The sequence below is a fragment of the Neptunicella plasticusilytica genome (assembly GCF_047922965.1).
GTDB lineage: Bacteria > Pseudomonadota > Gammaproteobacteria > Enterobacterales > Alteromonadaceae > Neptunicella > Neptunicella plasticusilytica.
On record NZ_CP150481.1, the window covers coordinates 984,123 to 996,221 of the forward strand.

Consider the following 12,099-nt stretch of genomic DNA (forward strand, 5'->3'; position numbering starts at 1 on the left):
ATTGGCCGCTGACGTTGTTAAATCCGACTTTTGTGATTGTAATTTTTATCATTATCCTGCTTACGTAAATTTACTTTTATCTATTTAACTATTTGTTTTTGAAATATAAAAGTTAATTTCTTGTTGCCCATTATATAAATATTTCGTCGCTTTCTTAAATGTTACCAAAATGTTTCGATTTATTGTTTTAATGTTGCGAAATTTGCGCTAACGTTTGACTGGGTGTAACCGGTCACGCACTATCCCTCACGATACATTGATATTCTTGTGATGAATGTGTCTGGCTTGTTATCCGTCGTTGTAAACGATTTCAAGTTAACTTGCCGTCAAGAGCAGGAATCACAAATATGAATGTTAATAATGAGACGACAGTGGAGCATAACGATGGCACATCAACGTGTTAATTCGAACAATAATAAATTAAATCAGCCCATCTTCAGAAAGTCATTAATTGCGATGGCGATGATGGGACTCAGCCTGACTGCTTACGGGCAACAAGCTGAACCAGCAACTGACGCCGACGCGGCTCAAGCCGCAGAGGAAAAAGATGTAGAACAAATTGAAGTGCGTGGTACCAGGGCTAACCTGCTTAACGCACAAAACTTGAAACGTGGTTCAGATACGGTAGTGGATTCGATTACCGCGACGGACATCGGTTCGTTACCGGATCGAAGTGTACTGGAGGCCATTCAGCGTTTGCCTGGTGTATCGGTAGAACGTTTTGCCGGTCCTGATGATCCGGATCACTTTAGTGTGGAAGGTAGTGGTGCAATCATCCGGGGAATGACCCAAACCCGCTCGGAGTTTAACGGTCGTGATTCGTTCACCGCCAACTCGGGTCGTGGCCTGTCATTCCAGGATGTGTCTCCCGAATTGATGGGGGGCGTGGATGTTTATAAAAGCCAGACCGCCGATATGATTGAAGGCGGTATTGGTGGCACCATCAGTTTGCGTACTCGCAAACCCTTTGATTCACAAGACAGAGTCTTTGCTTTTAATGCCGATTATTCCTACGGTGATATTGCCGAGGAAGGCAGTCCGACATTTTCAGCCCTGTACAGTGACCGTTGGGAACTAGCCAGTGGTGCTGAATTTGGTTTGTTAGTCAATTATGCTAATTCAACTTTGCATGGCGCATCAGAAGGTATTCAGTCTGACGCTTATGTACAATATAAAGCCAGTGATATTGCCGGTGCCGAAGCTTTTATAGGCGATGATGGTGATGGTACGGTATGGATGCCGAACGCGGCTAACTTATTGAAGAAAGTGGACGATCGTAAACGTGAAGGTTTCTCGACTGCGATGCAGTTTGAAACCGCTGATGATAGTCTATTAGCCACCTTCCAGTACATCCGTTCCGACGCAAAATTATCCTGGCATGAGCAGGCGATTAAATATCAGGGCGGTTATTCGCAAAATATTGCCGGTGAAGATGCGTCCCGACCACTAGCCGGTACCCAGTTTGAATTTGATGATATGGGTCGTTTTGAATCCGGTACCATTACTCAAGGAGTTGGTGGCTGGCGTTCTGCCGATGGCAACCAGGATCATGTACCACGAACTTGGGGCGATAATCCGCAGAATCAGTTTGGACATAAAACCCAGTTTGATAGTCGGGTAAAAGACACCAGTACGTTAGTGGAAGATTACTCGCTGAACTTGCGCTGGCTGGCTACCGAGAATCTGACTCTGACCGGTGATGTGCAATATATCAAGGCTGACACGCAGGATGATGATGTGGTTGTCCACACAGGTACATTTACGGCACAGCAATATGATGTAACGGGTTCGCGTCCTACTGTCACTATACTGGAACCCTGGTTAGGTGCTCGTGATGCCAATCCGGATGCATTTGCTACCGGATATCCCGGTTTCTCAGGTGATCCTGCCGGTGACAGTAATTACTTCCAGGATCCTAATTCCTACTTCTTACGTTCAGCCATGGACCACTATGAGCGTTCTGAAGGCGACTCTATTGCCGCTCGTCTGGACGGAAAATACTTTCTGCAAGATGCAGGCATTCTTAACTCGGTAGAAATGGGTGTGCGCTATGCCAAACGCGAGCAAACCATTCGCGCGACTAGTTGGAACTGGGGCTCCTTAGGTCCTGAGTTTAGTGGCTCAGCACCTGCAGCCTGGCTGGCTACCACGCCAGAAATTGATCCAAGTTCTTATGAGTTGGTGGATTGGTCTGATTTTATGGGCGGCGACGTCGCGACCATTCAGGGCAACAAGACCATTCATATGACCGAAGCTTACGTGCGTTCAGTGATTGACGGTGCTCGTCCCTATATGACGGCAGGAGGAACCTGGGAACCTTATCCTGATCGTGATGGAGTGGATGCAGAATTCGGGATCTTTACCCCGGGTGAAGTCAGTAATACTACTGAAACCAATAAAGCCGTTTATGTTCGCCTGAACTTTGAAGGTGATGATGAATTGCGCTATAGCGGTAATATTGGCTTCCGCTATGTGGAGTTAAAACGTGAAGCTGCAGGTTTTATCACTTTCCCTGATTTAATCCCTGATTTTGCCCCTCCTGCTTCAATTGGCAGTCAGCAACTGACGCCGGAGATTGTGACTAACTTTATCAATGAGCAAATGGCGGCCGACCCGAGTTTAACTGCGCGTGAGGTGATTGAGGCCAACGAATGGATCAGTGATGAGAAAAACTATTTGCCGGAAAGTTCACGCAATTTTGGTAATGATTACCGGGAAACACTCGAAGCCGAGAAAACCTTCAAGATGTTTTTGCCCAGCTTCAATATTAAAGTTGAGTTAACAGATGATCTGGTGGGACGTTTTGCTTTGTCAAAGGCAGTAGCGTTGCCTGATATGGGTGATGTAACCAACTACGCCAAACCTGGGGCGACAGATATTACTACTGTGCGCGCTGGTGGGGTAGTTGACCCGGATAATCCGCCTGAGCCGGAAGATAACCTGATACAGGAAGCTTATGTAGGCTCATGGACTGGCAGTGGCGGTAACCCGTTATTGGCACCCATGGAATCTGTACAGTACGATATGTCACTGGAATGGTATTTTGCGGATGTGGGCCAGTTAAGCGCCACCATTTTCCATAAGGATTTGAGCAACTACTTTATCCAGGGAGGCTTCCCGCGTTCCTTTACCAACCCATCCACTGGCGAGCAACAAACCGTATTGATTTCGACTACGGTCAATGGTGGTGACGGTAAAATGGATGGTTTGGAAATCGCTTATCAGCAATTCTTTGATATGTTGCCCGAACCTTGGGATGGATTAGGTGTTCAAGCTACCTATACCTATATCGATGCCAGTGGCGTACCAAACAACGAAACATCCTACGATACCATTGAGGCGGATCCTGATGGCTGGATAGGTAACGTTGCCAATGACACCGGTATACGGGTTAATATGGATGTAGTGCCACTACAGGGACAGTCGGAAAATACCGTTAACTTCGTGGGTATGTACGAAAAAGATGGTTGGAGTGCGCGTTTAGCTTATAACTGGCGTTCCAAGTATCTGTTAACTACCAGGGATGTAATTAGTAAAGCACCACTTTGGTACGATGATCATGGTCAACTGGATGGTTCGATTTTCTACGATATTAATGACAATCTGACAGTGGGACTGCAAGGTACGAACCTGACTAACTCAGTTTCAGAAACCATCATGATTTTGAATGATGATTACCTGGAAGCGGGCCGTTCATGGTTCGAAGCCGACCGCCGTATTGCTTTAGTGGTTCGTGGTAACTTCTAAGCTTAATCGCCTGTGAAATACAATGCGCCCTGAGTGATTGGGGCGCATTTTTTGTTTTGTATAAAGGAAAAGATATCGCTCAATATTTCTGCCCGTTACTGGTATAAAGTGTGAATAGGATGATTGAGCTGACGTCGGATGCCTATGAAGAAAATGAAAGTGGTGATTGTGGGTGGTGGTTCATCTGGCTGGATGACAGCGGCAGCATTAGCCCGTTTTTTATCCTCCCAGCATTATGAACTGATACAGATAGAATCTGCCGTTATTGGTACCGTCGGTGTCGGTGAAGCGACCATCCCTCATATTCGCCAGTTTAACCAAATGTTGGGTATCGATGAAAATGAATTTATTCGCGCCACTGGAGCTACTTATAAATTAGCTATTCAGTTTGATGGTTGGGGAGCGCCTGACAGCCGTTATATGCACCCTTTCGGTTTTAGTGGTCATGACATTAACGGTATTAACTTCCACCAATACTGGCTACATTTAAATCGATTCAGTCAGGTTCTACCATTTGATCATTTCTCTGTTGCAGCTATGGCCGCCAGTCAGGATAAATTTCAGTATCAACATCCTGATCCGGATTGTTTATTAGCAGAATACAATTACGCATTTCATCTGGACGCCAGTTTGTATGCCGATTATTTGAAAGCCTATGCGGTAAAACTGGGTGTCAAAGCGATAGAAGGTAAAGTCGCGAACGTGTGTTTGGCTTCGGATAGTGGCAATATCGACGCTGTCGTGCTCGAGTCGGCTCAACGTATCGAAGGTGATCTGTTTGTTGACTGTTCAGGCTTCCGTGGTGTGTTAATTGAACAGACATTGAAAACCGGATACCAAAGCTGGAGTCATTGGCTACCTTGCGACAGAGCGTTGGCCGTGCCCAGCGAAAAAATGGCGAATCCGCCTTCCTACACCCGTGCCACTGCAAAAAAAGTTGGATGGCAGTGGCGAATTCCGCTGCAGCATAGAACCGGCAATGGCCTGGTGTATTGTGGACAATATTTATCCGATGATGAAGCGCAACAAATATTACTCGACGGTCTGGATCGCGCCGTTAGCGGGCAACCTAAGTTACTGCGTTTTAGTACAGGTAAAAGGAAATTGTCATGGCATAAAAACTGTGTGGCAATTGGGCTATCCGCCGGTTTTCTGGAGCCATTAGAATCAACCAGCTTGTATTTGACCCAAATTGCGATCCAGAAGCTGATTGAATTTTTCCCGGCTAACGGCTTGTGTGATATCGAGCGGGATACTTTTAATCAACAACTGGATAATGAATATTGTCGGGTCAGGGATTTTATTATCCTGCACTATAAAATTAACCAACGTAATGATTCGGATTTTTGGCGCGACTGTCGAACCATGCCGGTGCCGGACTCCCTGCAGGAACAGATGGATCTGTTCGCTCGTACTGGCCATATTATCTCCTATCGACAAGGGTTGTTCGTTTCACCCAGTTGGCTGGCTGTTTACTTGGGACAGGGCTGGTTGCCAGAGCAGTATGATGCCAGAACCAGTTATTGCGCTATGGATAAGTTGCAACACTATTTTCAGCGGCATGCCGAGCAGATTAAACAGACAGTCAATAATATGCAGAGCCACACTGTTGCGATTGAACACACACAACGAACGGATGTTAATCAATATCCGCCTGCCCAGCTCAGTTTATATGGTAGCCGTACATGAACCCCTTATCGATTAGGCATATAGTCTTGGTCGGGCACTCCTTGCCATTGCACTTGTCTGCGGCAATATTAGCTTGTCGGCTTGCTGGTTACGGAGTGAAAATTACCGCGCTGGAGATTGCTGGAAATAGCTCCGGGGACGTTGAATGCACATGCGGCCAGTTTATGGGGTTATGCGATATATTAAATGTACCGCTGAAGACCATGTTAAAGACATGTCAGGCGACATTCAGCCTGGGGCAACGTTATCAGCAGGACCAGAATAACTGGTTTGTACCCTACGGCCACTTTGGATTAAAGAAGCAGGATAGTGAATTTATTCAGGGAATTTTCCGCCTTCAACAGCAGCGACCCGAGTTACAGATAGACTCCGCTTGTATTGCGGCTCAAGCTGCACAGCAAGGAAAGTTTGCTATTCCTCCAGCCAACCGTCCGGATTTGCAGGCGGCACTGGCCTTTGCCGTGCATCTAAACGCAGGCCTTTATGCTCAACAACTTAAGCAAACTGCGTTACAACATGGAGTCAGTTTTATCGAAGTGGATAGCATCGATCTCAACCGAGAGAATGGCCAGCAGATCCATTCGGTGGCTATCAAGGACAACAAAGTTATTACGGCTGATTTCTGGATTGACTGCAGTGGATCCCTGTCGTTGCTGGCAACGGATAGCCGACAAGTTAAGCTCGCCCAAAAAATTAACCCCTGTGACAAATTGACCGAGTGCTACATTGATAGCCCGACCAGCCCGCAAGTTCCTTATAGTACCTTTGAGGCTTGCCCCTGGGGATGGTTAAAGGTTATTCCAGCACCTGGTCGGGTATTTTATCAGTTGGAATATACCAGTCAGCGGGTATCAAGCAGAAGCATCGAAACGTGGCTAGTGGAAGCGTTACCTTCAAGACCACAGCATATTCAACATCGTGATAATATTCCGCTTATTGTGCCACAAGCCTGGACGGCAAATTGCTTGGCTGTTGGTGATGCCGCGGTGAATTTGGGAAAAACATTTTATTCCGAACTGTTTTTTGTCCAGGCAGCGCTGTTGCAGTTTCTTGACTTGTATCCTGGGCTATCGGGTCAGGACATCTGTGCGCACAAGTTTAACCGCAACTGGCAACGCTTTGTGGATGAGACGGCCGAATATGCCCAGTTTCATTATTGGTTGTGGGGGCGGGAAAATCTGGATAACCCGCTACCGGATGACGTTTTATTTACCCGACGAGTTGCGTTGTTTTTGCGATTTGGACGTTTGTTACCGGCTGATACCGATGCGGTGGATGAGCAGCGATGGTATGGAATATTGGCCGCACTACATCAAGTACCACAACTGGCTAGTCTGTATTTGTCCAATTTGAGTGATGACCAGCTAGAACAGTCATTTGCCCAAATTGGCCGCACTATCGATAGACTGGTCACTGGAATGCCAAGTTACCAAGATTTTTATCACCAATTTAGTCGCACATAGAGCGATGTGTCTTAAGATGTGGAATAAACAACGATATGCAAAGTAAAAAGATAAATAAAATACTCATTTTGGGTGGAGGAACTGCGGGCTGGATGGCGGCAGCTGCATTGTCTAAAGTGTTGGGACAATCCTTTTGTGAGATACGGTTGGTTGAATCAGAGCAGATAGGCACCGTCGGTGTCGGGGAAGCGACCATCCCGCAAATCCAGCTATACAACCAACTCCTGGGACTGGACGAAGATGATTTTGTGCGTAAGACTCAGGCGACTTTTAAGCTGGGTATTCAGTTCGTTAACTGGGATAAAATGGGCAGCAGTTATTTTCATGCGTTTGGGGACGTGGGCAAGGATATGGAAGGCGTGCACTTTTACCAATATTGGTTAAAAATGCGCGCCCAGGGTAAGGCCGCACATATTGACGAATACACCTTGACCGCGATGGCTTGCCATGAAAAGCGCTTTATGCGTTCTATCGATGCGGGAAATTCGCCATTGTCGAATATCGCTTATGCCTTTCACTTCGATGCCGGCTTGTATGCCAGGTATTTACGTGAGCTATCCGAAGCCAAAGGCGTTGTGCGTACAGAAGGTAAAGTGGTTAAAACCAATATGCGTGAGGATGGTTTTATTCACTCAGTATTACTGGATGATGGCAACGAATATCAAGCTGACTTTTTTATTGATTGTTCCGGATTCCGGGGAGTATTAATCGAAGAAGCATTGCAGACCGGCTATGAAGACTGGTCACACTGGTTGCCTTGTGATCGAGCTGTCGCAGTGCCCTGCGCCAGTGCCGGGGAGCCCTGGCCATTTACTCGCTCTACTGCACATCAGGCTGGTTGGCAATGGCGTATCCCGTTGCAAAACCGCATCGGTAACGGTCATGTGTACTGCAGCAAGTTTATGTCTGACCAACAGGCGACTCAAATCTTGTTGGACAATCTTGAAGGTGAGCCTCTGGCAGAACCGAAAGTATTGCGTTTTGTCACCGGGAAACGTAACAAAAGCTGGAATAAAAACTGTCTGGCATTAGGGCTGGCGGCGGGTTTCATGGAGCCACTGGAATCCACCAGTATTCATTTGGTCCAGTCGGCGTTATCCAAGTTATTCAGTTTTTTTCCGCACAACAGTTTTGAGCAGGAAGACATTGACGAATATAACCGTCAAATCGATTTTGAATATGAACGTATCCGCGACTTTTTGATCCTGCATTACTATGCCACGGAACGTGATGACTCACCCTTTTGGGATTATTGCCGCACTATGGATGTGCCACCTGAACTGACCCAGAAAATTGAGCAATTCAAGCGTAATGGCCGGATCGCCCGTTTCAACAATGAAATGTTTAATGATTTGAGCTGGTTCGAAGTGATGTACGGACAAGGGATACGCCCGGAGTCCTACCATGCTCTGGCGGATATTTTTAGTGACGAAGAACTGCATCGCCGCCTGGAAGGGATCAAATCGGTAATCAGAAAATCCACTGACTATATGCCAGGCCATCAGGAGTTTATTGATCAGCATTGCAAAGCAGAGAAAATGTAGGATTATGATTGACCCTGTTGATGACAAGCACATATTGACCGGATTGGATGCCCATTTCAGCTATCAAATCCATCAAATAGGTACAGAAAAGCAGCCGTTGATCATTATTGACCATTATCTGGCGGAGGCTGACAAGCTTATTGATTTTGCTTTGCAACAAAACAACGTGCTGCCCGCCAGCGGAATGTACCCAGGTTTACGTTCGCCGGTACCGAACGCCTATAAAAATCTTGTGTTGGAGCAGCTCGCGCCACTAATTTGCCAGACATTTTCTCTTACACCTGATGCTATAAAAAAAGTGGATAGCTATTACTCATTGGTGGCCACTCCGGTTGAGCAGTTGCAGCCGGCGCAACGTATTCCGCATTTTGACCAGCCCAATCCAGATGAGATAGCCATGTTGCATTACTTGTGTGGAGAACAACATGGCGGCACCTCATTTTATCGCCATCGCCAAAGCCGCTATGAATATATTGATACCGGCAGAGCAAAGGATTACTTTGGTCAATTGGATGCTGAAGTGGCGCGTTACGGCATGCCACAGGGATATATTGATGGCGATACCGAACTGTTTGAGCGGATTGTTTCGGTGCCGGCCAAATTTAACCGTTTGCTGATTTATCGCTGTTCCAGTTTGCACTCCGGTGATATTGGAGCGGATTATCCATTTGATATGGATCCGACCACCGGGCGTTTTACCATCGCTTCGTTTCTGCATGCTTAACAAACTGGTGCAGATCATATTGTTGAATCGATCTGTTTTTATGTGAGGTAGGTAAATAATGAACAACAGGATGTTTCCCGATCATGGTTATTTTGCACTCCAGATTGACGGGAATTTGTTGGTTATTGATGCTGAAGGTCCGGCTAATATTGAACTGATCCAGAAATATCGTCGTGATGTGCAGGTTTATCGCCAACAATTAAGCGGACAACGATGGGGTAATCTGGTGATTTTTCACGGTGATTCGTTGATTACCCATGAATCCATAGAAGCAATGAAAGATTCCATCCTTGATGCCAAAAAGTGTGGAATGGCGGCGGTGGCAATTGTACTTGATAACGTGTCGTATAGCAGCATGGCGACCCAGTTATGGGGTGGGTTCTACCGCAATGCGGATATGCCCCACCAATTTTTTACTGATATACAACAGGCCCGCCTATGGCTGCAGGCGCAACTGGATTGAGTTTATTGCACCCAGTGAAATAGTTCCTGAGTTCCCTGTGAAGTAAATTTCATGTGCAAGGTGTTGTTGTTTTCAATAAACATTTCCAGTGGTACGAATCCGTCAGGGATAAATTGCGGATCATTGCTGCTGATAAAAGACATCATGTAATTGTTATTTTTATTCGCGATCTGACCCTGATACTGGTAATTACTCACATTACCCCATATGTCCGAAATCCACACAGTGGTAGTCCAGGCGATGTTGTTGCTGTCCTTACGGACAAAATTGATATGACCCTTTACCATCCCGGGAACCGGTAGCTCGACACCGTCCTGTTCATAGCCGGTAAGTTGCCATACCCCCTGTGGAAAATAAACCGGTGTCGGGGTGGCCGGGATCACTATATCGTCTTCTTCAACTGAACTGCCTGGCACAATTTGAGGGATCTCTGTTGATGGATTGTTAGTACCCACTTTAGGGTTGAGTGCAGGATCGCTGGCTTGGCCAGGACCATGTGAAACGGGTGTTTCCGGTAACAGCCTTGGTACCAGTAACAAGCCAACACCAAAAACAATCAGAATAATGGAAGGATTGCTGACATTCAGCTTAATCCCGAAGCCTTCAACATTATTACTGCTAACCCCGTCTTTCTTGCCAGCAATAAATAGATACAGGCCGATAATGATCAGCGCACCGCCCACGGCCATGATAATAGTGTCAGATGAGTTCAATGCCTTACTCCATGCTTTTCTACTAATAATAGACCCAGAAAATGGAATAACAGCGGTTTTAAGCGGATGAAATCAAAAACACCGACATTATTTGCGACGTTGGTGCATTTTTAGGTTTTTACTGGTTGCTAACTGCCGCATAATGGTCGAGTTCATTTTGGGGTGTAACATATTGTCTGGTAAGCTATTTAAGTCTGGTGTAATTGTAAGTTCGATGACATTTTTGTCGCGAATAATGGGGTTAACCCGTGATGTGATTGTGGCCAATCTGCTCGGTGCCGGCGGTACCGCAGATGTTTTCCTGCTGGCGAATAAAATTCCCAATTTCCTGCGCCGGTTGTTTGCCGAAGGCGCCTTTGCGCAGGCATTTATCCCAATGTTGAGTGAGGTTCATCACCAGAACGATGAACAACAGTTGCGTCTTTTTGTTGCCCGGATTGCCGGTACTCTGGGCACACTGGTCATGCTGGTGACGTTATTGGGAGTTATCGGTTCGCCAATATTGGCTATGTTGTTTGCCAATGGCTGGTTTATCGATTATCTGAATGATGGTCCGGATGCAGACAAGTATGAATTGACTGCGTTGATGTTGAAAATCACCTTCCCTTATCTGTTCTTTGTCACTCTAACCGCGTTGTCCGGAGCCATTCTTAACACCCTGAACAAGTTTGCTGTGGCAGCCTTTACGCCCGTGCTATTGAATGTGGCGATTATCAGTGCGGCGTTATTTTTATCGCCCAATCTGGAGACACCAGCAATAGGTTTGGCCTGGGGAGTATTTTTGGGCGGATTAATCCAGTTTATATTCCAGATCCCGTTTTTAGCTCAGACCGGATTGCTGGTAAAGCCACAGTGGGGCTGGCATGACCCGCAGGTGTCACGAGTCAGAAAACTGATGATCCCGGCATTGTTTGGTGTGTCGGTCAGTCAGATCAATCTGCTATTTGACACCTTTATTGCCAGCTATTTGCAAGACGGTTCTATCAGCTGGTTATACTACTCGGACCGTTTATTGGAGTTTCCGCTTGGGTTGTTTGGTATTGCTATTGCGACGGTGATTTTACCTACCTTGTCACGTAATCACGCGGCTCAGGATCATGTTAAATTTTCCGGTAATATGGATTGGTCGGTAAAAATGGTTTGTCTACTCGGGATCCCGGCAGCGACAGGATTGATAGTATTGGCTGAGCCGATGCTACTGGTGTTGTTTCAGCGCGGCGCATTTACGCCCGTGGATGCCACTATGGCGTCATACAGCTTGATTGCCTACGCAACCGGCTTATTGAGTTTTATGTTGATTAAAGTGTTGGCTCCGGGATTTTACTCCCGTCAGGATGTTAAAACACCGGTCAAATTTGGTATCTGGGCAATGCTGGCCAATATGGGATTTAACGTTATTTTTGCCTATCAATATGGTTATGTCGGGCTGGCAATAGCAACGTCGCTATCTGCGTTGCTGAATGTATCGTTGTTATATCAGCGATTACATCGTAGTGGCGTCTATCACTGCTGCTCAGCCACATTGTTATTTATTGTGCGGATTGGTGTGGCAGCGTTGATTATGGCGGCGATATTGAGCTGGTTACTACCGCCGGTTAGCGAATGGTTGCAGTGGTCGAGTTGGCAGCAAGTCAGTATATTGAGCGCGGCTATTTTGGGAGCCGCAATAGTGTTTATCTGCAGCCTTTTTCTGGTGGGAGCTAGACCTGATGCGTTATTGCGCAATCAGCCCGCCAATACGGGAGCTCAACAATAA

At 46.5% G+C, this 12,099-nt stretch carries 8 protein-coding genes; 7 read left to right on the plus strand and 1 reads right to left on the minus strand.

The genetic code is table 11. The annotated features are described in order from the left end of the window. Positions 1-384 precede the first annotated feature (384 nt). The 6 genes from V1467_RS04255 (at position 385) to V1467_RS04280 (ending at position 9,630) form a co-directional block, all read left to right on the plus strand. Complete coding sequence (locus tag V1467_RS04255) at positions 385-3,747, plus strand: TonB-dependent receptor (protein WP_416307564.1); 3,363 nt, start codon at positions 385-387, stop codon at positions 3,745-3,747. A gap of 144 nt (positions 3,748-3,891) precedes the next feature. Further along, positions 3,892-5,436: a tryptophan halogenase family protein gene (locus V1467_RS04260; protein ID WP_416307565.1), complete on the plus strand. Its 1,545-nt coding sequence runs from the start codon at positions 3,892-3,894 to the stop codon at positions 5,434-5,436. Beyond that, positions 5,433-6,899 carry a tryptophan 7-halogenase gene (locus tag V1467_RS04265; protein WP_416307566.1) on the plus strand — a complete coding sequence of 489 codons (1,467 nt, stop codon included), beginning with the start codon at positions 5,433-5,435 and terminating at the stop codon, positions 6,897-6,899. Before V1467_RS04260 ends, V1467_RS04265 begins: the two co-directional genes overlap by 4 nt. 35 nt (positions 6,900-6,934) lie before the next feature. After that, positions 6,935-8,443: a tryptophan halogenase family protein gene (locus V1467_RS04270; RefSeq protein WP_416307567.1), complete on the plus strand. Its 1,509-nt coding sequence runs from the start codon at positions 6,935-6,937 to the stop codon at positions 8,441-8,443. Positions 8,444-8,447: 4 nt separating this feature from the next. After that, positions 8,448-9,167, plus strand: coding sequence for a DUF6445 family protein (locus V1467_RS04275; protein WP_416307568.1), 720 nt, complete (start codon positions 8,448-8,450; stop codon positions 9,165-9,167). Between the two features lie 58 nt (positions 9,168-9,225). Next, complete coding sequence (locus tag V1467_RS04280) at positions 9,226-9,630, plus strand: hypothetical protein (protein ID WP_416307569.1); 405 nt, start codon at positions 9,226-9,228, stop codon at positions 9,628-9,630. A 2-nt stretch (positions 9,631-9,632) separates the two neighbouring features. Here the strand turns inward: V1467_RS04280 and V1467_RS04285 are convergent, their stop codons facing one another. After that, positions 9,633-10,343: a hypothetical protein gene (locus V1467_RS04285; RefSeq protein WP_416307570.1), complete on the minus strand. Its 711-nt coding sequence runs from the start codon at positions 10,341-10,343 to the stop codon at positions 9,633-9,635. A gap of 172 nt (positions 10,344-10,515) precedes the next feature. On the opposite strand from V1467_RS04285, the gene murJ reads away from it, so the two are divergent. After that, complete coding sequence (gene murJ, locus V1467_RS04290) at positions 10,516-12,099, plus strand: murein biosynthesis integral membrane protein MurJ (RefSeq protein ID WP_416307571.1); 1,584 nt, start codon at positions 10,516-10,518, stop codon at positions 12,097-12,099.